Origin of the sequence: Ruegeria sp. R8_1 (assembly GCF_017743815.1) — a bacterium.
In the GTDB taxonomy this organism is placed as follows: Bacteria; Pseudomonadota; Alphaproteobacteria; order Rhodobacterales; family Rhodobacteraceae; genus Ruegeria; species Ruegeria lacuscaerulensis_A.
The window spans coordinates 19,811-43,305 of record NZ_JAGHRL010000004.1; the positions used below are offsets into that span (position 1 = coordinate 19,811).

Annotated in this window: 21 protein-coding genes; 2 read left to right on the forward strand and 19 right to left on the reverse strand. The window is 58.8% G+C overall.

Features of this window, described 5'->3' with window-relative positions:
- Positions 1-120: 120 nt before the first annotated feature.
- From J7380_RS10375 to mgrA, 7 genes are all read right to left on the reverse strand, one after another.
- Positions 121-2,802, reverse strand: a complete 2,682-nt coding sequence (locus tag J7380_RS10375; protein ID WP_209195682.1) for an arsenate reductase (azurin) large subunit — start codon at positions 2,800-2,802, stop codon at positions 121-123.
- Positions 2,803-2,815: 13 nt separating this feature from the next.
- Positions 2,816-3,385 (reverse strand): arsenate reductase (azurin) small subunit, encoded by a 570-nt coding sequence (locus J7380_RS10380; RefSeq protein ID WP_170724694.1) that lies wholly within the window; start codon positions 3,383-3,385, stop codon positions 2,816-2,818.
- Positions 3,386-3,390: 5 nt separating this feature from the next.
- On the reverse strand, positions 3,391-4,578 hold the full coding sequence (locus J7380_RS10385; RefSeq protein WP_209195683.1) for a cytochrome c peroxidase: 1,188 nt from the start codon (positions 4,576-4,578) through the stop codon (positions 3,391-3,393).
- 11 nt (positions 4,579-4,589) lie between these two features.
- The gene (locus tag J7380_RS10390) at positions 4,590-5,696 is read right to left on the reverse strand and encodes a cytochrome c peroxidase (RefSeq protein ID WP_247742506.1); all 1,107 of its coding nucleotides are present in this window, start codon (positions 5,694-5,696) and stop codon (positions 4,590-4,592) included.
- Between the two features lie 137 nt (positions 5,697-5,833).
- On the reverse strand, positions 5,834-8,047 hold the full coding sequence (locus J7380_RS10395; RefSeq protein ID WP_209195684.1) for an ATP-binding protein: 2,214 nt from the start codon (positions 8,045-8,047) through the stop codon (positions 5,834-5,836).
- 79 nt (positions 8,048-8,126) lie between these two features.
- The gene (locus J7380_RS10400) at positions 8,127-9,140 is read right to left on the reverse strand and encodes an NAD(P)-dependent oxidoreductase (RefSeq protein WP_348539094.1); all 1,014 of its coding nucleotides are present in this window, start codon (positions 9,138-9,140) and stop codon (positions 8,127-8,129) included.
- Positions 9,067-10,104 (reverse strand): L-glyceraldehyde 3-phosphate reductase, encoded by a 1,038-nt coding sequence (gene mgrA / locus J7380_RS10405; protein WP_209195686.1) that lies wholly within the window; start codon positions 10,102-10,104, stop codon positions 9,067-9,069. Before mgrA ends, J7380_RS10400 begins: the two co-directional genes overlap by 74 nt.
- Before the next feature lie 168 nt (positions 10,105-10,272).
- Here mgrA and J7380_RS10410 point away from each other — a divergent pair, with 168 nt between their 5' ends.
- Positions 10,273-11,151, forward strand: a complete 879-nt coding sequence (locus J7380_RS10410) for an FCD domain-containing protein (protein WP_209195687.1) — start codon at positions 10,273-10,275, stop codon at positions 11,149-11,151.
- Between the two features lie 9 nt (positions 11,152-11,160).
- Here J7380_RS10410 and J7380_RS10415 read toward each other — a convergent pair whose 3' ends face one another.
- On the reverse strand, positions 11,161-11,574 hold the full coding sequence (locus J7380_RS10415; RefSeq protein ID WP_209195688.1) for a VOC family protein: 414 nt from the start codon (positions 11,572-11,574) through the stop codon (positions 11,161-11,163).
- A gap of 224 nt (positions 11,575-11,798) precedes the next feature.
- On the opposite strand from J7380_RS10415, the gene J7380_RS10420 reads away from it, so the two are divergent.
- Positions 11,799-13,331, forward strand: a complete 1,533-nt coding sequence (locus J7380_RS10420) for a phospholipase D family protein (protein ID WP_209195689.1) — start codon at positions 11,799-11,801, stop codon at positions 13,329-13,331.
- 17 nt (positions 13,332-13,348) lie between these two features.
- Here J7380_RS10420 and J7380_RS10425 read toward each other — a convergent pair whose 3' ends face one another.
- From J7380_RS10425 to hisD, 11 genes are all read right to left on the reverse strand, one after another.
- The gene (locus J7380_RS10425; protein WP_209195690.1) at positions 13,349-14,044 is read right to left on the reverse strand and encodes an RraA family protein; all 696 of its coding nucleotides are present in this window, start codon (positions 14,042-14,044) and stop codon (positions 13,349-13,351) included.
- Entirely contained in the window at positions 14,041-14,736 is a 696-nt protein-coding gene (locus J7380_RS10430; RefSeq protein ID WP_209195691.1) for an alpha/beta hydrolase, read from the reverse strand. The genes J7380_RS10425 and J7380_RS10430 overlap by 4 nt, the downstream gene beginning before the upstream one ends.
- Complete coding sequence (locus J7380_RS10435; RefSeq protein WP_209195692.1) at positions 14,733-15,857, reverse strand: cobalamin-independent methionine synthase II family protein; 1,125 nt, start codon at positions 15,855-15,857, stop codon at positions 14,733-14,735. Before J7380_RS10435 ends, J7380_RS10430 begins: the two co-directional genes overlap by 4 nt.
- Positions 15,858-15,868: 11 nt before the next feature.
- Positions 15,869-16,471, reverse strand: coding sequence for a class I SAM-dependent methyltransferase (locus J7380_RS10440; RefSeq protein WP_170755251.1), 603 nt, complete (start codon positions 16,469-16,471; stop codon positions 15,869-15,871).
- Positions 16,468-17,427: a cupin gene (locus tag J7380_RS10445; protein WP_209195693.1), complete on the reverse strand. Its 960-nt coding sequence runs from the start codon at positions 17,425-17,427 to the stop codon at positions 16,468-16,470. Before J7380_RS10445 ends, J7380_RS10440 begins: the two co-directional genes overlap by 4 nt.
- 143 nt (positions 17,428-17,570) lie before the next feature.
- On the reverse strand, positions 17,571-18,560 hold the full coding sequence (locus J7380_RS10450; protein WP_209195694.1) for a nuclear transport factor 2 family protein: 990 nt from the start codon (positions 18,558-18,560) through the stop codon (positions 17,571-17,573).
- The gene (locus tag J7380_RS10455; protein ID WP_209195695.1) at positions 18,557-19,600 is read right to left on the reverse strand and encodes a LacI family DNA-binding transcriptional regulator; all 1,044 of its coding nucleotides are present in this window, start codon (positions 19,598-19,600) and stop codon (positions 18,557-18,559) included. Before J7380_RS10455 ends, J7380_RS10450 begins: the two co-directional genes overlap by 4 nt.
- On the reverse strand, positions 19,593-20,348 hold the full coding sequence (locus tag J7380_RS10460; RefSeq protein WP_209195696.1) for a hypothetical protein: 756 nt from the start codon (positions 20,346-20,348) through the stop codon (positions 19,593-19,595). Before J7380_RS10460 ends, J7380_RS10455 begins: the two co-directional genes overlap by 8 nt.
- Positions 20,348-21,112, reverse strand: a complete 765-nt coding sequence (locus J7380_RS10465) for an SDR family oxidoreductase (RefSeq protein ID WP_209195697.1) — start codon at positions 21,110-21,112, stop codon at positions 20,348-20,350. Before J7380_RS10465 ends, J7380_RS10460 begins: the two co-directional genes overlap by 1 nt.
- Positions 21,112-22,164: an ester cyclase gene (locus J7380_RS10470; RefSeq protein WP_209195698.1), complete on the reverse strand. Its 1,053-nt coding sequence runs from the start codon at positions 22,162-22,164 to the stop codon at positions 21,112-21,114. The genes J7380_RS10465 and J7380_RS10470 overlap by 1 nt, the downstream gene beginning before the upstream one ends.
- Positions 22,161-23,492 (reverse strand): histidinol dehydrogenase, encoded by a 1,332-nt coding sequence (hisD, locus tag J7380_RS10475; RefSeq protein ID WP_209195699.1) that lies wholly within the window; start codon positions 23,490-23,492, stop codon positions 22,161-22,163. Before hisD ends, J7380_RS10470 begins: the two co-directional genes overlap by 4 nt.
- Between the last annotated feature and the right edge of the window lie 3 nt (positions 23,493-23,495).

The window sequence follows — 23,495 nt, forward strand, 5'->3', positions numbered from 1 at the left end:
AAGGCAGGTTTCCCAACCGAAGCCTGCCTTCCAGTTGGGCCGGGGACGCCCGGCCCATGGTCCCTTCTGCAGTGGGACCAGACCCGAGGGGCGGCATGGCGACCGCCCCTCGGAAAGCCGTCAGGCGATGTCGCGCGGCGCGAAGGACATCGTACGGAACGAGGTCTTGTAGGGGCTCGGCCCCAGTTTCCGCAGCTTGGCAACGCCCATCTTGTAGTTGTAGTTGCCACTGATCCAGTCGACGATCCGGCCCTCAAGCGCGTTCGCAGGCTGCTGCATGTGCAGGAAGTCCATGTAAACCACGCTTTTCTTGATGGCGGGCGTGACCATGGCCACGGCGGTGATCGCCGCTTTGGTCAGTTCGATATGCCCGTTCTCCATCAGTTTCGAGAACTGGAAGTCGTCGCCTTCCACACCCAGCAGCGTGGTCTTGTTGCCCGGAACACGTTCCGAATAGACCATCACATAGTCGCCGCTTTCGATGCCACGCTCGGCTGCATCGTCGGGGTGAATCTCAACCCAGTTTTCCGGCCAGCGCTGCACGATATACGGGCGGCGACGGTCGTCAAAGCCAGACTGCCAGCGTTCGTTGATCCGACCGGAGGTCGCCCACAACTCGCCTTCTTCCTTGTTCGGGCTGAGCCATTCCCAATAGTCCGAGAACAGACCCCACGGAGACTTCTGGATGTTGCACTTGCCGGTCTGGCTGTTGAAATGCGTCAGCTTCTTGTTGAACACATCCGCACCAGCTGCACCGGTATCGGGCAGTTCGCGGGTTGTGTCGTGCAGACGCTTGGTTTCAATCAGCGTGACCCCATCGGCATCCAGCATGACCGGGCATTGAACGCCATCAGTGCCAAACTCACGGACCTTCTGGTGAAGGGTTTTGCCCTCAGCTTTGGCCAGACGATGCACCGCGTGGAAGTCCTTGCGCGACCCGCGGGTAAAGCGCACGGCCTCTTCCGCGACCTCGTTCGAGTTCTGCCAGTCGAACCCGTCAAAGCCCATCCGCTGTGCCAGCTGCGCGATGATCCACCAGTCGGGCTTGGCCGCGCCCGGCGCATCATAGAACTTCTGATACAGACGCAGACGGCGTTCGCCGTTGGCGCGCAGGAAGTCCTCTTCACCCCAGGTCGCTGCGGGGAACACGATGTCGGCGTAGCGGTTGCCGATCGGGTCTTGCAGATAGATGTCCTGGTTGATCACCACCATACCGCCGCTGTCGGCGCGGGCCTTCAGCGTATCGATCATCTCTTGCTTGTCGAAAGAGGCAATCTGGTGCGGGTTGCGGACGGTCAGTTCCTCGAACTTGTCGGCCAGTTGCTGGCTGCCGCACATGGACTGGATCCATGTGGTGCCGATCACGTGGGCCATACGGGTATGACCTGCGATCAGATACCGGTCGGTATCCATGGCGCGGCGACGGCGACCGGGCAGCTTCTCGGGCGATTTGTTGCGCGGATATTTCCCGCCCTTCACGCCGCCCCGCTGGTGACCACCGGCCCGGCCAATGACCTGACCCGGACGACCGCCACAGCCACAGATGATGCCCAGCGCGGAAATCGCCTGTGTGTTGCCGGTGTTGTTGGACCAGTAAAACCCTTTCTCGATCATGACCGAGGTTTTGGGCCGGGTGCCATCCGCCTTGGGTTTGGCCAGCCATTCGGCGGCAGTATAGATTTTCTGCACGTCGATTTCGGCCATTGCGGCCGCGTTCTCGGGCGAGAACTCGTCTTGCGACAGCAGCCACTCTTTCCAGTCTTCAAAGCCTTTGGTCTGGAACTTGCCCCAGGTCGTGCGCCACTGCCATGGCGTGTTCCGAGTACCCTGACCGAAGCCGGACGAGCTTTCCCACTTGTTGTTGACCCATTTCTTGATCCAGTCGCTGTCTTCCCAGCCATTTTCCACGATGACGCGGGCGATGGCGTTGACAACCAGCAGGTCGGTACCGGGCAGAACGTCGATATGCAGGCCACCCATTTTCTCAGCATGGGCCACACCGGCAGACCGGCGCGGGATCAGATAGATTTCCTTCTGACCGTTCTGCATCCCCTTCATCATCCACTGGGTATAGAGGATGGTCTTAGTCTCATACGGGTCGGTGCCGCAGACCAGAAGGGTTTCCGCATCGCGCCAATCCTCATACGACGGGCCGAAATTGTCGAAACCCGCATCCCGGAAACCGGGGGTCGAGGTCACGTCGGACGGCGTGTCGTGGAAGGTGAAATTGGCGGTGTTGATATGGCGCAGCGCGTATTTCGAGATCGCATAGGTGTTCTCGATATACTGATAGCTGAAGGTTTTCACGCCATAGGCATTGGTGCCGTGCTTGGCGATGACGTGGTTACCCACTTCAGCCGCCACATCCAGCGCCAGATCCCACGGAACCGGCATCAGCGTGCCATAGATCCGCATCAGCGGTGTCTTCAGACGGTCGCGTGTCGGTGTCTGCGGGTTATAGCATTTCTGCGCAATACATCCGCCCCGCAAGGAGCTGTCGCCGTCGGTGTTGACGTATTGCGTGTCCTTGTCAGGAATGATCACCACGTGGTGCGGCTGACCTTTGTGCAGAACGATATTGTGCTGGTTCGGCGCGACCCAGGCACCCAAGGGTGCAACAGGGAAATCCTCGCCAAATGCGTTTTCGTCTGCGGTGGGGCCACCGGGTTTGGCCGTCACGGGCCAGCGGTAGACTTTGTAACCACAGGCCACGATGCAGTAGTCGCAGGCGGTCGAGATGACCTCTGCGCCTTTGGGCGGCAGCGGGACGTTGGTTTCGGGTACGTAATACGGGGTTGCCATGATTCCGTTTCCCTTATGCAATGAGGTTGTCGTAGCGGCCGTAGATCAGGCCGAACATGCCAACGGCGTAGATGTCATCGCCGTCCAGTTCCAAAAGAACCTGCGGCAGCGACTGATAGGCTTGCCCCGAGACGAGGATGCCGTGCCGTGTCACGTCATAGGTGGACAGGTGCAGCGGACATGGGCCCAGCACCTTATGTTCCGGCTTGTAGCTGTCATACATCGACCCGCCCTGATGGGTGCAGGTGAGGTTGAAGGCCACAACATCCTTTTGCGGACCAATGCCGCCGCCGCTTTCCACGCCGGTCTTGACCAGAATCGAGTCCGAATAGTCGCCCTCATCCGGGTAGTAGAACTCGACCGGGACATCCTGCTCTAACTCAGAGAGCTTGCCGATCAGCTTACGCGGATAGGTGGATACCAATGCGGGCACCTGTTCTGCCTGACCGTGGCGGGTGGGCATGGCCACCATCACGGCAAAGGTTGTGGCACCCGAGGCGAACAGGAACTGGCGGCGGTTCACGGTGCAGGCCTTTTTGGCCTCGCCCGAACAGCTGCATCCGGTTGCGTTATGATCTTTCATGACGCTTACTCCTCTGCTGCAACCGCAGAAAGCGGCTGGTAATCCGGCAGATCAGGTTCTTCGACCAAGATCTCGTCACCGGACAGGGATTTCAGGAAGGCCACCAGATCCGCCTTTTCCTGATCGTTCAGGCCAAGCGGCTGGATCAGATCGGATTTGGTTGCTGCGAATTCATTCTCGCCGCCGCCCTGGTTGTAGAATTCAACTACGTCCTCAAGCGTCTCCAACATGCCGTTATGCATGTAGGGTTCGGTGTAGAGAGTGTAGCGCAGGCTCGGCGTGCGGAACTTGCCCAGATCGGCCTTTTCCTTGGTGCGGAAATAGAAGCCGGGGTCGTCTTTGGTGTGGCGATAGAAATCCTCGGTCGAGCCTTTGGAATAGAGCTCATACCGGAAGGTCACTTGCGCCAGACCGTCATCTTCCCAGCCGCTATAGGGCGGAACGCCGGTGTTGTAGTATTTCTCGTCCGACAGCAGCGCGCCGTTGTGGCATTCGGAACACTGCGCCTTGCCAGTGAACAGCTCCAGCCCGCGTTTCTGTTCGTCGGTTAGCGCCGCATCATCCCCGCGCAGATAATTGTCGAAGGGTGTGTCGGTCTGAACGATGGTGCGTTCAAACGCGGCGATGGCGCGCCATGCGTTGCTGATACGCGGCCACTGATCGCCGAAGACGTCGTTAAAGCGTTCGACATATTCGGGCACAAAGGCCAGACGCGCTTCCATCATGTCGGCTTCGCCGTTGCCGGCGACTGCACCGCCTGCAGCGGATTTGGCCTGGCTTTCAAGGCTTTTACTTGATCCCGCCCAGAACAGTTTGCCGTAGTAAGCCGAGTTCACGATGGTCTGGCTGTTGCGCCAGTGAGTCGTGCCGGGATAACCGAACGAGATCGGCGCTTCGACGTCCCAGCCCACATCGGGCAGGTGACAGGCCGAACAGGGCGTTGTCTCGTTCCCGCCCAGACGCGGATCGAAGAACAGCATTTTGCCCAGTTCGATCTTGGCCTCGGTCTGTGGGTTATCCAGCGGGATGGGCGGCTCGCCCAGCGCCACCAGCGGCGCGTCCGGGTCGGGGTCTGCGCCGCCGATACCGGCCTCAATCGCGATACTGTCCGCAGCGAACGCTTGCGAACCGATGGCGGCAAACAAGGCAGCGGTGGCGATTGTGCCTGAAAGGTAAGACTTAAGGTCTTTCATGGGTCCACTCCTCAGTTTGTCGTTTCACGCCAGTTTTCGATCGGCGCATAGTCCGTATCGATTTCCTCGGCGACGAAGTCGGGGCCGGTCAGAGGCTCACCGGACAGCGCCTTGAGGAAGGCCACCAGCTGTGCTTGCTCGGTCTCGGAAAGGTTCAGCGGTTTGATGCGCGGATCCTTGTTTTCATCGTCACCGCCACCGGCATTGTAGAAGGCCACCACATCTTCGAGCGTTTCCATCGTGCCGTTGTGCATATACGGCGCGGTATAGGTCAGCTCGCGCAGTGTGGGGGTCATGAAGGTGCCGAACGTGTTGGCAGTGTGGGTGCGGATATAGGCACCGGGATCGGCGCGCAGGTTCATGTAGTTCTCGACGCCGAGGAATTTCATCATCGTCACGAAGGTGATGTGTCGGGTCGGATCCGCCCAAATGTCGGGGTTGTCGCCAACACCGATATTGTGCGGCAGGTCATCGGTGAACCGTTCGCCCGAGTGGCACGAATTACAGCCGCTGGCGTTGAACAGCTCATAGCCCGCCTTGGCTTCGTCCGACATCTCTCCGGTGTCAAATGGCGCGCCGCGCGAGATCAGCGTTTTCAGATATTCCGGGATCGCGTTGCGAACGCCACCGTTCGAAGGCTCACCAAATCCGGCGGCTTCGAACATCTCGACATAGACCGGGTCCTGCTTGATGCGTTCCTGCATCAGACGCATGTCCATGTTCATGGAATAGGTCTCGGTGATGCTTTCGCGGGTCACGTCATTCAGGTTGGTGCCTATGCGCCCGTCATGGAACCATGCCTCGCGCTTGGCGCTGTTGATCAGCGTGGGCACGTTGCGGAAATGCAGGTTGCCCGTATAGGCGTCCGACAGGGCCTGCCCGTCGGTGAACCCGTTTTCCGGCTGGTGGCAACTGGAACAGGACAGCGCAGCGTCGCCGGACAGTCGCGGATCAAAGAAAAGTCGTTTGCCAAGGGCCGCCTTGGCTGGGTCGAACTCTATGGCTTCTACCGGGCCCGGCTCATCCGCCTGGGCCTGGTGAACCGGGAACGCAGCGCTCATCGTCAGCAGCGAAACTGTCGACAGCGCCGAGAACCATGTTCTGGCTTTGGTCATCATCTAAAAGCCCCTTTATCGCTATTCCGATCACTCGGTTTGGCCGAGGACCGGCACGGCGAACCTTAGGGGGCAGTTGTGTCGTGCTGATTTGAACGCAGTAAAAAGACGTGAAAAGATGTTAAGAAATGTAACAGGCGTCAGGGGACAAGAGATCGGATAATCCGCGCAAGACTTTGAACATCAAAGGGTTTCTGCACCCGGACCGTTGTATCGCCTTCGGCCGGGCTTTCTGCGTCATCGAAATAACTGCTGACCAGAATCGTCGGAACATTCGGCCGGACAGCACGAGCAGAGGCGATAAGATCCGTTCCCATCAACCCCGGCATCATCAAATCCGACACGATCACGTCATAGCTGCCCGGGGCCGCCCTAAAGGCATCCAGCGCGCGCATCGGCTCGGAATAGGCCTCGACCCGGTAGCCATAGCGCGTGAGCAACCGGCGCGTGACATAGAGAATATTCTCGTCGTCATCGACCAGCAGGATGTGTTCGTCCCCGGTGACGGCGCGGGCCTCTTGCTGCTGTTGCGCACTCAGAATCGGCATCATGGGATAGAACAGGCTGAACAGGGTCCCCTTGCCCGGCGTCGAGGAAAGTTCGACCCGCCCGCGGCATTCCTCGACGCTGTTGCGGACGATCGCCATACCCAGACCGGTGCCTTTCCCGACCGGTTTGGTAGAAAAGAAGGGTTCGAATATCTTCTCTTGCACCTCGGGCGTCATCCCCGGCCCGTCATCGGTCACATCCAGTCGGATCACCCCAATCGCATCGTCCGGCAGATCGTCAAGGGATTCATCCTCGGCCTGACTGATGCGCAACACAACCTCGCCCGGGTGATCGCCGATTGCTTCGAACGCGTTGTGGCACAAGTTCAGCAGGGTCTGAAAAAACAAGGTGCCGTCAAATTCAGCAAAAGCCTGTTCAATGTCGATGTCAAAGCGGGTCTTGACGCTGGGAGGCGCGGCGACCTTGATCAGGTCCAGCGCCTCTTGCGTGGCTTTGACCATGTCACCGCGTTGCGGATTTCGAGGCCGCTGGCGGGCAAAGGTCAGCATCTTGCGCACCAGCGCCTGGGCGCGACGTGCCGCGATACGAATATGGTTGACCGAGGTCTGAATGTCCTTGTTATCCTCGGCGTCCAACTCGATCAGATCGGCATTTCCGATCACGCTCATCAGCACGTTGTTGAAGTCGTGCGCGACCGAACCGGCGAGAATGCCCACAGCCTCCATCTTCTGGACCTGCGCGAATTGCTCGCGCGTACGGCGGGATTCGGTCATGTCCTCGCCGATACCAATATAATGGGTGATGCTACCATTCTGATCGACCAGCGGGAAAATCGCGGTCGAAACCCAGTAATGCGTCCCGTCTTTGCGCAAGTTGCGAAACACACCGTACCAGCTTTGGCCGTTTTTCAGCTTGGCCTTCAGGTCGCTATAGACCCCCTGCCCTGAATGCCCCGATTGCAGCATTTTGGGCGAATGACCATAGACCTCGTCCGGGCCATAGCCACTGAGGTCAAAGAACTTGCGGTTGGCGTATTCAATCCTCAGGTCGGTGTCGGTGATGATGATCGAGGCCGGGCTTTGTTCAACCGCCCGCGCCAGTTTGCGCTCGGCCAGTTCCACTTGTTCACGCAAGGCAAGTTCGGCCTTCAGGCGACGGTTGGTGCGCAAGATATTGGCGATCAGCAAAGTGGTCAGGATCGCGATCACGCCAACCAAAACGATCAACCCCACCAGCAGAAACGAGAAGTTTCGGACCAGACGTTCTCCGTCCGAGAACGCGCGCACCATACTGGACAGACTGCGGTCGCGTTCTTGCACCCACAAGGTTTCGAGGGTCGCCAATGCCGCCAGGGCGTCACGGTCATCCACACGCACCAACGCATCGATCTGCTCTGCGCTCAGGCCTGCGGCGATACCCTCCTCGATCAAAGGGATATTGCCAGTGTATTCCAGGGCCACGGCTTCGATCTGCGCTAACGCTTCCAATTCAGTGGGGGATGGGTCCGAGGCGCGATAGGCCGCGATGGTATCCAGCAGGCTTTGGGACTGCCGTCGCAGGCGTGGACCCAAATCGGGGTCATTGCGCAGCACATAGTTCTTGAAGTTGTGGATCAATCCGCCATAGCCAAAGTCTTCGCGAATGTCCGATATCCAGTAGCCACGCGGTGTGGTCTCGACCGAATAGTCCTGCCATGCCATTCGCATGTCACCTATCCGGTTCCCGGTTTCGCGGGACATATACAGAAAAACAGACAGAATGATCGCCAAAGCGATGCCAATCACAAATGCAACAGCCAGAGGCCGCTTCAGTGATCCATCTTCCTGTTGGGGGTTGCTGTCCATATTTGTCCCCTATCCCGTTGAGAACCGGGATAAGGGCGTTGCCTGACAGGTGGAATGCGCCACAACCGCGCGTGCAGTCCTAAGCTTTGGACTTGTCCGTGGTCAGACCATTGGTTTCCGCAATAAAATCAGCCAGCATGGGTACATAGTCGTCACCGCGACCTGCAGCCTCCATCGCCGCAAACGCGTTACGCAAAGTTGCCTGTACCGGCGTGACCGCGCCGATACTATTGGCCAGGTTCGCGACATATCGCATGTCTTTATGCGCGTTCGTGATGGCAAAGCGATGGGCGTTTTCATCCCCCTCGAGCGTCCATTTCATGAATGTATCGTAGAACCCGTTGGACAGGCGGCTTGGACGCAGAACAGAATCCACCTGTTCTACGGTCAGCCCGGCCTTACGGGCAACGGCCAGCGCCTCGGAATACAGAACAGCATAGCCCATAGCGACGAAGTTGTTGACCAGCTTCATCTTGTGACCCATCCCGACCTCACCCATATGCACAACCAGACCGGCCCAGCATTCCAGTACCGGTTTGATGCGCGCCAAGGTTTCGGGCGATGCGCCGACCATTGTATCCAGCGTTCCGGCCTCGGCCTCTTTCGGAGTTCGACCCAAAGGTGCGTCTGCAAGATCCATGCCCCCAGCCCGCAGCTCTTGCACAAGTTGCAAGGTCGACACGGGATCCGATGTCGAACAATCAACAACCACCAACCCTTGTTTGCCCGAGGCCAGGATACCGTTTTCGCCGCGGATCAGCTGTTCGACCTGCGGGCTGCCCGAGACGCACAAATGGATGATGTCGCAGGCCTCGGCCATTTCACGCGCCGAGGCGACTTCGGTCGCACCACGCTGCACAAGATCCTCGACGGGTTGTCGGTTGCGATGCCCCATCACCACAAGGGGGTATCCTTTTTCCACGATGTTTTTGGCCATGCCATGACCCATCAGCCCAACGCCAATGAATCCGATAACGGGTTTGTCCATGTTCAGTCCTTTTCTGATCCGGCGTTTGGACTTAGCTGTCCGAGGATTGAGCCCAAAGGTTGACCTCGCCATTCTGCGAATAGCGGTCGATTTCAGCCAGTTCATCGGCCGTGAAGTCGATATTTTTCAGCGCCCCGACACAGTCGACGATCTGTTCACTGCGGGATGCACCGATCAACGCCGTGGTGATCCCGCCATCGCGCAACACCCAGGCAATTGCCATCTGCGCCAACGTCTGACCGCGCCTTTTGGCAATCGCATCCAGATTGCGCAGGTTCTCGATCGTGCTTTCGGTCAGCAGATCGGGGTTCAGTGATTTGTCTTCGGTTGCTCGGCTGCCTTCGGGCACGCCGCTCAGATACTTGCCGGTCAACATCCCCTGCGCCAGAGGGGTGAATGCGATCGACCCGATCCCCAGCTCTTGCAGCGTGGCCTTCAGCCCGTCCGTCTCAACCCACCGGTTGATCATGTTGTAGCTGGGCTGATGAATGATGCAGGGCGTGCCAAGGTCCTTCAGGATCGCCGCAGCCTCGCGCGTGCGTTGGGAATTATAGGACGAAATCCCCACATAAAGCGCCTTGCCAGAGCGCACGATCTGATCCAGCGCGCCCATGGTTTCCTCGAGCGGCGTATTCGGATCAAACCGATGTGAATAGAAGATATCCACATAATCAAGACCCATCCGCCGAAGACTTTGGTCACAGGACGCAATCAGGTATTTCCGGCTACCCCATTCGCCGTAAGGGCCTGGCCACATGTCATATCCGGCTTTGGACGAGATCACCAATTCATCCCTGTAACCGGCAAAATCATTTTTCAGGATTTTACCAAACGCCTCTTCAGCGCTGCCCGCAGGCGGGCCATAATTGTTGGCCAGATCAAAATGCGTGATCCCCAGATCAAATGCCGTTCGACAAAGTTGTTGTTTCAACTGATGAGGCCGGTCAGCACCAAAATTATGCCACAGCCCCAGCGAGATCGCGGGCAGTTTCAGACCGCTGTTGCCGCAATAATTATAGGTCATCTCCGCATAGCGTGTCGCGCTGGGCACATAAGTGTTCGACGTCATTTTCGGGTGTCCTGAATCAGTGATGTCATTGCGCCCCGCGCTCGCCACCGCACCAAATGCGTGGCTGATGTTCAGCGCAGGTTGCCCGGATCATATTCCGTCGGCAACTTGCGCTCAAATGTCTTTAACCCTATTAAAAACATCTTATTAAACATCAGGAACATGGCCATGGCACGCCCGGATCGCGTTTTCAAAGCCGCCTATAATGCCATGCTGGACGCTTTGGTCGCCAATCCCAGCATCCAGAACATCTCGGCGATCGCGCGACAATTGGATGTCAGCAGAACAACCGCACGCGCAATACTGAACAGGTTGGAAAAAGTCGGGATATTGACGCAGGCCGGGCCAGACCGGCAACTGCTTCGGGTCCCTCAGCGGCGGGATTATTTCGCCGCCAGCGAAACCATGGACATGCGCGATGCCTTGGAGGCCACGTTCATGCAGATGATCCGAAGCGAGGATATCGGTCCGGGCGCACTGCTGAACGAGAGGCTTCTGGCGCGACAGCTCAACGTTTCGGTCCAGACCATGCGCGAATTTCTGATCGGGCTCAGCCGGTTCGGGTTCGTCCGCAAGGACCACCACCGCCGATGGGTTTTGGAAGGCGTCACCAGAAAATACGCGCTAGAGCTGCATGAGGTCCGCGTGATGTTCGAAAGCAGAGCAGTCGAGAAGCTCTGCCAGATCCCCGAGAATGACCCGTTCTGGGGCGGGCTCATCAGGTTGAAACAGGATCATCTCGAGATTTCGGCGCATTCCGATTTCGCTGACTTGGATTTCCCCGCCCTGGACACCAAGTTTCATCGGTTTCTGAACGCGCATGCCGACAACAGGCTGATCGTGGGGTTTCAGGACGCGATCTCGATGATCTTCAACCACCACTACCTTTGGCCGCTGGAAGATCAGATGCACCACCACCTGACCGCGACCTCAGATCACCTGCAGATCATTCAGGCGGTTCTGGAGCGCGACCACCGTAAAGCCCGCGCAGCGATGCAATCCCATCTCGACGCCACTCGGCACCGGTTCGAGGAGGCCACATCCTAAGACCCAAACTCAGACCGCCTGATGGACTTCGATGACGTTGCCTTCGGGGTCGTGAAAGAACACCTGATGCCATTCTTTGGCAAAGGCAGTTCCATAATCCGAATAGGGAATGCCGTTGTCGTCCAGCAGCTGCATGAAGGCCGCAATATCATCGGTTCTAAAAGCGATGTGGCCGCGTTCGACCGGGTTTATCGTTTCGCCATGCTTAAAGGCGACACCGAGGTCTTTCTCGGCCAGGTGCATCTGCATCTGCCCATCGGTCGCAAAGCGGATCTTGCCGCTATAGCCACGGTCCTTCGTATCCTCGGATCGTGGGAAATTCTGGATCGGGATGTCATCCAACCCAAGAACGCCCGTGTAAAAATCGTGGAGGCGATCCACATCTTGCGAGACAAAGTTGATATGGTGGAATTCCAATTTCATATCCGCGTCTTTCCATCGGCTGAGCATAGGTTTTTTCAGATCGCAGATGATCAGAACCCGATGAGTTCAACAATCACAAATATGACAAAGATCCCTGAGGAACGGACCTAACGGCATCTGCAATCGAACCGCAGCCGCAGGCAATTTGCAGGGATTCAAAACAACAACCTTGAAAACCGGCCCGTTTAGAGTGTCACTATCAGTATGAAGATCGGAAAAAACTCATGAAGTCATGGATCGTCACGGTTCATGTCTGCTGCATGCTGGCCCTTGCTGCATGCGCGCCCACGTCCCGGACCTATGAAAAGACGGTGACGCGATCCGTCGCCGCCGAACCGACAAGCCAGCTTTACCGCGCGGCCAGCAGGTTGGGCGATCCCGGCGACGGGCGATCGGGCGTACGACTTGTCAGCGATGGGGAACAGGCGCTGGTCATTCGGCTGCTGATGGCGGCGGCGGCAGAGCAAACGATTGATGCGCAATACTATCTTCTACACGACGATCCGACCGGGCATCTGTTTGCTGCAAGCCTGTTGCGGGCTGCGGACAGGGGTGTCCGCGTGCGCCTGTTGTTGGACGATATGGACACGTCCGGATACGATGCGATGACTGCCGCCCTTGATCTGCATGAGAATATCGAGATCAGGCTGTTCAACCCGTTCTGGCGAGATCAAAGCCTGCTGATCGCCGGTCTGACCGACTTTAAACGCATCAACCGACGGATGCATAACAAGTCGATGACCGCAGACAATACATTCACCATTGTAGGTGGGCGCAATATCGGTGCCGAGTATTTTCTGGCCCGCGAGGAAATGAACTATGCGGATCTGGATGTGCTGGCCACTGGCCCAGTGGTCCGTCAGGTCTCGGACAGTTTCGATACCTACTGGAACAGTGAATTCGCCGTTCCAGCCGCTGTGGTGATTGATGAACCCAAGGGCGTTTCACTGGACGAGGCACGCGACCGGCTGAATGACCTTGTCGACGAGGCGCGCGATACGCCTTATGGCAACGCCCTGCGCAGGTCAGCGCAAGAGACCTTTGCCGACAACGCATTGTCTGTTGATTGGGTTCAGGCCCGGCTATACGCCGACCCTCCATCCAAAGCAGCCGGCGCGGATGATCCCGAACAGGTTCTTGCTTCGCAATTGCTGCCCTATTTTGAGACCGCTCAAAACGAGGTCAACATCATCTCGGCGTATTTTGTACCTCGAAACAAAGGGGTTGCATGGATGTCCGAGCTGGAAAATCGCGGCGTCGACATCAAGGTCGTCACCAATTCGCTGGCGTCGAACGACGTGGCGCCGGTCTATGCCCATTACGCCAAAAAGCGCCGCGCCCTGTTGCGCGCCGGCGTCGAGCTGTACGAGCTGCGCCCGGATGCCTATGAGGTTCAACAACGAGGCGTTAACTGGGCACAATCCCGTTCGGGTCTGCATTCCAAGGCGTTCACTATCGATGATCGCTATGTGTTCGTCGGGTCGTTCAATTGGGATCCCAGATCCGTCAACATCAACACCGAGATGGGCATCCTGATCGATTCGCCCGACTTGGCGGTTCGGACAATGGGCGCGCTGGACGAGGCGCTGCCCGCGTACACGTACAACGTGACGCTTGAAGAGGCAGGCAAACTGGTTTGGACAACCCGGCAACAGGACGGCACTGTCCTGCGATTTGACGCCGAGCCGACAGGTTCGGCATGGGATCACATAGTCTCGGGCGTTCTGGCCATTTTACCGATCGGTTCGCAGCTTTAGAACACGGCAGTCCGGGTTCAGACCCTTGCTTTTTCGAAGGCCGTCCATGCGGCTTCGAACGCGTCGAAATCAAAACCCGGCTGGGTGGCGGCGTCCAGAATGATACGCTCTGTCGTCAGCAGCTTTTGGATCGCTCCTTCCAGCTGATCGACGATATTCTCGGGAATGACCAACGCACCGTGTCGATCCGCGTGGATCAAATCACCCGGATCTACCGTCATGCCAAATACCGAGACCGGCGTGTCCAGATCGCGTACATGGACGAAACCATGGCTTGGACCAACTGAGCCTGCAACAACCGGGAATCCGTCTGGCAGATCACCAAGATCGCGCATTACGCCGTTGGTCAGCGCCCCTGACATGCCAAACCCTTTGTGAATGGTGGTGTTAATCTCGCCCCAATAGGCGCCGATGCAGTTGGGGTAATCCACATCTTCTATCACAGCGACCGAGGGCGCGGGGCCTTCAGCCATGTATTTGTAATAGTCCATGCGTCTGGCACGGATAACGTCGGGCTCCTCGGTCGGGGGAGCAACTGCTGCAATTTTGGCCGTGCGCGCATAGCCCACGATTGCAGGTTCATTCGGGGCCGAACACATCATGGTGCCGCGCGTAAATCTGTCAAACCCTCGCTTGCCCTGAGCGACTTCTATGGCGTTGCAGACAGTGGGTGTATCCACTTTGCGCAACAGCGACAAAAGAGATGGTGTCATATGTCCTCCAACCAGCGCGCCAAAGCCGCCGTTGTTTCGTTTGGTTTCTCCAATGTGGGCAGGTGACCAGCCCCATCAATGACGTGCAGTACGCTGTTTGGCAGTAGATCGTGCATCAACTGGTGGCGCTCGACCGGGCACAGCCCGTCCTCTCGACCGCAAAGAACCAGAGCGGGTCCGGTATAGGCAGCCAAGGTTGCACGTTGATCGGGACGGTCCATCAAGGCTTGAGATTGACGCAGAAAGACTTGAGGGCCCAGGTCAGTTGCCATCTCCATGCACAAATCCAGAACAGCCCCCTGACGCGGCCCGTCTGCTAGATAGTTGGGTTTCATTTCGTCACGCATCACATGCCACAGCCGCCCTTCGCGCACCGCGTCCATCTGCGGAGCACGGCGGGCTTTGACATCGGGAAGCTCGGCCATCGGGTTCGTGTCCAGCAAGGCCAGGCGTTCAATACGCTCGGGGGCCTGACGCAGAACCTCCATGGCAACAATCCCGCCCATCGACAAACCCGCCAATGCAAATACGGGTGGCGCGTTGCGCAGGATATCCGCTGCCAGTTCCTGCACGCTGTCGTGCTGACACAGGGGAAAGGTCATCATCGGTACCTTGCCGGACAGCGCGTCAATCTGCGGGCCGAAAAGCCGCGCATCGCACATCATGCCCGGTAACAGAATCAACGGTGTCATGCGCGGGCCAGCTCTGCCCCCTGGGCCAGCGCCTCTAGCTTGGCATAGGCGATCTGCGGATCAATCGCGCCGAATCCCGCAAAAGTTCCAAAGCCGCAATCGCTGCCTGCGATAACCCGATCCTCGCCGACAATACCGGTAAAGCGTTCAATCCGTTGCGCCACAAGCTCGGGGTGTTCAATGAAATTGGTGGTGGTGTCGACCACTCCGGGGACCAGAACCTTGTCGTCGGGGATCTCGGCTTTACGATCACGGAACACAGTCCACTCATGCGCATGGCGCGGGTTCGACGTCTCGAATAGGACATAGCGCGATTTTGTTGCCATCAGGGTGCTGAACACCTTGTCCATCGCGATATCGCAACAATGCGGGCCTTCGTAGTTACCCCAGCAGATATGCACCCGCACCCGGTCCTGCGGCACGTTTTGCAGCGCATGGTTCAGGGCCTCGACATGCATATCCGCGATCCTGAGAAATTCGTCATCCGACAGGTCCGTGAACAACATGTGGCGCGACAGGGCAAGGTCGGGGCAATCCAGCTGAATGTCCAAACCCGCCGCGACAATGGTTTCGTATTCCTCTTTCATGGAATCTGCCAATGCGGCCAGATAAGCCTCGCGCGTTGGGTAGAAATCATTTTGCAGAAACAGCGAGATCACACCCGGTGACGCAGCATTCATGAAACCCTGACCAACATCGTGCCGCGCCATGGCCGCCTTGAGGTTGGCGATGTCTTTCTGCAATTCACCTTGCCCCTTCGAGCGGACCTCGCCCGTGCACATGGGTCGCGCATATTTCGGGGTACCGCCATCATCGGCCAGCCGCTGCAGAAAGCTTGGGAACATCTTGAGATCCGCCGGCGCATTGCGCGGACTGTCTCCGGAAAACCCAGTATAGCGATCTTTGACATAAGTCGCATAGGAAATCTTCGACGTCTCTCCGTCGCTTACAACGTCTATACCAGCGTCGGCTTGTAGGCGGACGGTCTCGTCGACGGCGCCTGCCATGCAAGCATCAAAGGCTGCTGCGTCGTAGGGTTCGCCATTTTCACGGGCAAAGATAAAGTCCACGACCTCTTGCTTACGTGGCAAAGACCCGACATGCGTGGTTTTTACAGGCATCTTTGGCCTCCTTATAGTTTACGCGCCATCAACACTGTGTGGCTTTGCGTTTCCGGGTCCTCGGCCAGAAATCCGGTCATCTGAAGCCCGTTGTCCTCAAGGCACCCGGCATATCCGGCAGGCGAAAGAGACGCGTGGTAGACCATTTCTGCGCCAACTGTACCGCTTGCCTCGCCCGCGCGCGGACCGACCGTCAACATCAGCATCCCACCAGATCGCAAGTGGCGCGCCATGCGGGCGATACAGGCTTTTTGCTCTGCGGCCGTCAGATGAAAAAAGCTGTTCCATGCGATAATACCATCGAACTGACGACCCAGATCGAAATCCCGCATATCGGAATGCAGCCAGTCTCCGTCTGGCCACCGGTCGCGGGCGATGGCCAGCATGGCCTTGGAAAAGTCGACGCCCGTGACGTCAAACCCTTCGGCCATGAACCAACGGGCGATTGGGTCACCTGTTCCGCACCCCAGATCCAACACGTGATCACCCGGTTTAAGACTGGCCGTGAAGCGCGCCAACCAGCGCGCTTCGAACAGAGCTTTGGAGCGACGTTTGTCATACTCTGTCGCCTGCCGCTCGTAGACAGCATGGGTATCCTGCGGGTCTGCGGTCATCCTGTCCAGGTTGCTCCGGCCGGATCATTGGTTGCGGTAATCCGGTACAGGCCAGCCTGCCCGGTCATGGATGGCACAACACTATAGGATTCGCCCGGCAGAACCAGAGCGGTGTCGCCCACGGACAATGTCGTCTCATGGTCATCTACAGCAATCCGCCAATGCCCACTGGCCGGCATCAGAACCACGGGTTTGTCGCTTGTGACCGCGTCCGGCACACACGATCCTCGGCCCAGAAAATCGACTTCGAAACCGGGTTTGTCCTTGATCCATCCGTTCTCGCCTATCACCACTGCCGGTTTGTTGGCCGACAGGGCCATCAAGTCCCAATACCGCGCAACGTATTTGCCGACCACATCTTCGACCGGCACCTCGGGATAGGCCTTCAGCTCTTCCTCGGTCAGCAAAGGCATAGGGCGCACGTTGTGGGGCAGCTCTTGCCCTTTCTTGCTGTCGTACAGCACGCCATTGTCACCCAGCATCAAACCATGAGCCTGCGCATCCTCGATCACTTGCGGGGCCCAAGTGACACCGCCTCCGGCATCGTCGCCGCCCAGGATGGACATGATCATCCCGTAATCCTGACCCACATTTTCGAATCCGCGAAAGATACCGGTGGGAATGTTGAAGATGTCGCCCTCCTCGGCGATGAACTCTCCCGCCGTGCCATAGCGTCCCCAGAAGAACCGCCAGCGGCCTTTGGCGACAAAGAACACCTCCGCCGTAGTGTGGCTGTGCAGTGAGTTGCGGCATTTCGGAGGCTGGCCTGCCGCACCGATATTAAAGCCGATCTTGTCGGTGATATGGACATGCTGATCGGGGCTTTCAGAGACGCCGCCGCCTATGATGGTAAAGTTCTCTTTCTGGTCACTACCCGGCGTATGGGCGTCGATAAAGGCGGTTTTGCAGGGCTGCAGTTCGCCATAGCGGACGATGCGGTCTTGGATGGTGCTCATGGTGATCTCCTAGTGGGGGGTGTGTTGCGATGGGGTTTAGCCCGTCGCCCCAGGAGGGTGATTGTTCAGCCGGCGCGCCCGCAGCGCAGCGCGGTGGCAGTGATACCGCCGCGCCTGTTCGCTGGGTTTGAGGCAGGTTGGCATCACAGGTCTCCGGTCGCCAGAAGAAGCTGCTTCCAGATCGCCGTTTCATCGAACAGGGTCCATTCGCGGCGCAGGCGGATATCGCCGCCGATCAGTTCGCCCCATTCGGCGTGGCTGATGCCCATCACATAAAGGTCCGCCCCGGTGGGAGAGCCAAACGCCCCCCAGCCATCATGTTTCCCATGCAAGCTCCAACGGATGGCCGAGCGGGGCGGCATGTTGGCATCCTCGCGTCCGATCTGGTGATGAATGGTAAACGTCGCATTGGGCAGCGCGGCACGCAGAGACATCCAGAACCGGTCCACCGCGTCGCGCCCATGGCCGGTGGCTCCGCCGGGATATTCACTTTGCACGGCACGATCATAGTCGCGTTCAACCGCCCCCATATCCGCGCCCATCATCCGGGTCAGCAGGTCAGCATGGCGCTGGCCCCATTCATTGTTATTGCCGCGCCCCGAATAGGGGCCCGGCAGATCATTGTCCGGGGACAGGGGTTTGACGCATGCCTCCGCCCCGCCTTCGCGCGCGATCAGGTCGCGGGCAAACGCCTTGGGCTCCCACCCCATTTGCCGGACGATCGCGCCATTGTCGCGGATCAGCCACTCATCATCGATGGCATTGTTGCGCGCGTGGCAGTCAGCCAGGATGCGATAGCGCAGCTTGGACCCGGTCGCCTTGCCGAACGCGCCATCGCCCAGATGCGTGGCGGTGGACATGATGCGGTGGCTCGACAGCATCCCATCCTCGGGCGTGCCGGACCAGATCACATCCTCGCCCAGAAGGGTACGGTCGGGGAATTCGGCCAGTGTCGCCATGGTCGCGCCGATGACACCCTGATTGCCGGTCGAGACACTGCCCGGCATCCGCACCACGATATCCTTGCCGTAATACTCGTGCAGGGTCGCGATGCCGCGATCCTCCCAGATCTCTTTGGTGATGCCGATGATGTAGTCCGGGAAATCCCGGAATTTCGGATCAAAACCCTTCATGTCTCAGTCCTTTGTGGTTCCCACCCCTTCGGCAACCGCGCCGAGGTCCGCACGATCAGCGGCCCGTCAATGGCCACTTTCCGCGGTTTGGCCGTGGCCGGGGTATCGATATGGTCAAGCAGTGCGGTGACGGTTTCAGCCACCATAAGATTGGCGCGCTGGCGGATTGTCGTCAGGTTATAGGCCGGCCACCCGGCGGGCGGCACGTCGTCGTAACCGATGACCGAGACATCCTCGGGCACGCGCAGGCCCAGTTCAAAGCGGATCACGTCCATCACCGCCAAAGCCATGTGATCATTGGCTACAAATACCGCGTCGGGTCGTTTTTCGGGGGCAACATCAAACATCCGGCGGGCGGCGGCACGGGCGTTTTCCGTATGGAAATCTCCGACCTCATGGGCAAAAACATCCTGCCCACCTTCGGTCAAGGCCGCGCGGAACCCTGCCTCGCGGTCGCGCTGGGTCGAGGCGCCCTGCCAGCCCGCAACATAAGCAATGCGCTTATGCCCTCCGGCCAGCAGAAACTCGGCCACTTTGCGCCCGCCCGCATAGTTGTCCGAGGCCACCGTGGTGATCCCGTCAAGATCCTGCGTGCGGTTGAACAGCACCACCGGAACGCCGGCCTGCTGACAACGCATAGCGATATCCGACGACATTGGAACCGAGGCAAGAACGACCCCATCCACCTGATAATCCAGAATTTCCTCCATCACGTCGTCAATATTCCCGGCCGAGCGTGAGGCCATAAAGATCAGCACGTGATAGCCCTGTTCCTGCAAAGCGTTGGAGAGCTTCTCAAGCGCCTCGGGGTAGAAGTAATTCTCGAGATACCCCACCACCAGACCGATGATGCGGCTTTTGCCCGAGACCATGGCGCGGGCCAGAACATTGGGCCTGTAACCCAGCTCAGCAGCTGCCTTGCGCACCTTGTCTTCGGTCTTTTTGCTGACGGATGCACCGGGTGTGAAAACCCGGCTGACCGCTGACTGGCTGACACCGGCCAGTTGCGCAACCTGCAGGGATGTGACCTTTTCAGCCATCAGGTTTCTCTCTCAACAATGCAGCCAGCAATATCATCCCAGCATCTAGCCCCATCGTCGGCACACCACGCGGTACGGTCGGGTCGTGAATGCTCAGCCATGCATTGCCATCGTGGTATTGATTCAGGGATTGCAATGCTGCCATTGGGCCTTCGGCTTTTGCTATGTCCCGCAGACCGTCTATGGCATGGATCGGTGCCGTTTTTTCAAACTCACGACCGCGCTGTTCACGTTGCGCACGAAATTCGGAAACCATAGCCTGGCTTTCGTCCTGCTTGGACACACCTTCATGGTCCCAACGTTTTGCGTCACGCATGACGGGGGCAACCCGCTCGGTCCAACGAAAACCGCGCGAGATCGTAGGAACCGCAAAGGTCAAATCGCAACAGGCATCCATGACCCCACGCAGACTGTCCGGTACTTGAAAGTCACCCCGGGTGTCCGGCAGTTGGCTTCCGGGGCGCTCGCCCAGAAACTGAACAAATAGCTGATGCACCGTATCGGCATCGGGTTCGTTCAGTTTACCGATCCGTTGCTGCGCATCATCCCGAACAGAGTCTTTGTCGATCTGTTTCAATCCGTATTCGTCCAAGATCGGGCCAAAACGCCCCCAAAAGTGATGCGGTTCTTCATTCGCCATCCCGGCAGAGGGTCGATAGATCATCGTTTTGCCTTCTTCGACGATAGCATCAAGGATCGCATCCCGTAGACGGCGTTGAATGCTGATATCCTTGTCGTCATAGCGCATCAGTCCGCCGTCCACCCCCCGTCAATTAACATCGAGGTGCCCGTCACCAGCGCCGAAGCGTCCGAGGCCAGATAGGTTACGGCACCCATGATGTCTTCGACCTCGCCCACGCGATCCAGCTTGATCTTGTCCATAATCCACGCGGCGCGTTCGGGGTTGTCGAAGGTGGATTGTGTCAGCGGCGTGCGGATGAAGGTTGGGCAGACCGTGTTGATGCGGATACGCTGTTTGCCCCATTCGATCGCCATCGCTTTGACCATGCCCTCAAGCCCGTGTTTGGTGGCGCAATAGAGCGCCCGGTCCACGCCGCCCACATGGCCCATCTGGCTTGAGATATGGATGATCGACCCCGGCCTGTTCGCCGCCAGCAGCGCCTTGGCCGCATAGGACGACAGAAAATAGGCCGAGCGCAGATTGACGCTGGTAACTGCGTCGAAATCTTCCGGCGTGGTCTCGACAGCCGGGCTGTGGCGGGCGGTTCCGGCGGAATTGACCACCACGTCAAAAGCACGGCCTTCGAACAGCTGTTTCAGCGCCTGCAAGTCGCCCTGATCCACCACGGCAGCCTCGGCCGACCAGCCCTGCGCCTGCAGTGCCGCGACTGTCTCAGCCAGCCGATCCGCCCCGCGCGCGGCACAGACCACATGCGCCCCGGCCTCGGCCAGTGCCACGGCGCAGCCCTGCCCAATGCCTGACGAGGCACCGGTGACCAGCGCGGTTTTGCCGGTCAGGGAAAACGAGGGGGTGCGGGGCAGGTCAGTCATCAATTCATTCCATCCGGTATTGCAATGCGGCCCATGTTCCGGGCCTTGTTGAATTCCCGCAGACGGGCGAACACGTCAACACCCAGCTGGCGATAGGCGTCCAGAAGATCGACAAGAACCCAGTTTTCCCGGATCTTACCCTTCTCGACCCGCCAGAAATCAAGGCTGCGCATGGTGATCCGTTTGCCCGAGGGCGCAATCCCCATCCAGCCGTCATGGGTCACCGTCTGGATCATGTTCGGCCAGCCGGTGACGGCGGCGTAATCGCCATCTCCAAAGAAGTGATAGGTGATGTCATCCACATATTGCCCGCGATCCGGCATCCCATTCAAAAACGGAATCTGGTGCCAGTTGCGAAACCCGGCCATGCCGCGCCCGGTGCCGATGCCCGAGGGCCCGTACCAGTTCATGCGGGGGTGCCAGAATTTCTCCATCTCCATCACCTCTGGCCCACCTTCTGATGGGTGTTTCTTGAGGTGATCCAGCATGTCGATGATGTGCTGGCAGGTTTGCTGGCCTTTGGCGGCATCATAGGGCCCCGGCACCAGACCATCCTGCGTCGCGGGGCCCGGCACATGCCATTCGCGGCCAAGACTGGGGGCCATGGGCCAGGCGTTGGCCTGCATCATCACTTCTGGGATGTCCCACAGCGCCTGCATCTCGACGATCTGGCCGTCGCTGATGCGATAGAATTCATGGAACCGCATCGTCACCTGATGACCGGTCGGCGGGATATCCAACCACGGCCCGGTGAACGTGCCGGTATAGTAGCCGCCGCAACCGACCCAATCGGCGCCGTGTTCATCCGGTCCGGCCATGACGATATAATCGCGCCGCTCCAAGTCAGGCCATGCGTCCAGCAGGGCCTTATAGGCGGTCTCGTAAAATGCATCGCTGCCGGTGCTGTCGCCAAACGGGTGGCACAGGCGGAACAGGGTATCCGGGGCGCTGACCTTGGCCAGCGCCTGCCGCACACCCGTTTCGGTAAAATCATACATAGCCGCCCTGATCGGCGCGATCAGGGTCTTGTGCTGTGTATGGGGGTCGCTCATTCGGCGGCGTCCCGATAGGGGGCCGCCTCGCCATAAGGAACGTTGATCCCGCCATAGCGGCGGACGCGGACGTTGCATTGCTCGGCATGGCCCACAAAGCCTTCGAGCATACACAGGCGCGAGCCGTATTCACCGATCAGCGTCGCCGCCTCATCGGTCAGAACCTTCTGATAGCTGTGGGTTTTCAAGTATTTACCCACCCAGAGCCCACCGGTATAGCGGCCCGCCTTTTTCGTCGGCAGCGTGTGGTTGGTGCCAATCACCTTGTCGCCGTTCGACACATTGGTGCGCGGTCCAAGGAACAACGCGCCATAGCAGGTCATGTTCTCAAGGAACCAGTCGTCGCGGTCGGTCATCACTTGCACATGTTCCGAGGCAATGTCATCGGCGACCTGCAGCATCTCATCATAGGTGTCACAGACGATCACCTCGCCATATTCTTCCCAGGATACTTTGGCGGTGTCGGCGGTGGGCAGGATACCCAGCAAGCGGTCGACCTCGGCCAGAGTATCCTCGGCCAGTTTGCGCGAATTGGTCAGCAACACGCAGGGGCTGTTATAGCCATGCTCGGCCTGACCCAGCAGGTCGGTGGCGCAAAGCTCGGCATCTGCGGCGGTCTCATCTGCGATCACCATGGTCTCGGTCGGACCGGCGAAGAGGTCGATGCCGACACGGCCAAACAGCTGACGCTTGGCTTCGGCCACAAAGGCGTTGCCGGGGCCGACCAGCATGTGAACCGGGTCAATGGTTTCCGTCCCCAGCGCCATCGCGCCGATGGCCTGAATGCCGCCCATCACGTAAATCTCATGCGCCCCGCCCAGATGCATCGCGGCGATCACCGCCGGGTTGGGCTTGCCCTGAAACGGAGGCGTGCAGGCGATGATGCGCGGCACGCCCGCCACGCTGGCCGTCGCCACCGACATATGGGCCGAGGCCACCATCGGGAACTTGCCGCCGGGCACATAACAGCCAACCGATTGCACCGGGATGTTCTTGTGGCCCAGAATGACGCCGGGCAGGGTCTCGACCTCGATATCCAGCATCGAGTCCCGCTGCGCCTGCGCAAAGTTGCGCACCTGTTCCTGCGCGAATTTGATATCGTCCAGCTCGCGCTCGGTCAGTTGGCCGATCAGCTCGTCGATCTGATCTGGCGACAGGCGGAACGAGGCGGGCGAATAATTGTCGAACTTCTCGCTCAGGTCACGCACGGCGGCGTCACCACGGGTTTCGATGTCTTTCAGCGTGGCCTCGACCACGGCGCGGGTCTTGGCGTCATCCTCGGCCCGGTCAGCGTCGGATTTGCCGCGTTTGAGATACTCGATTGCCATAAT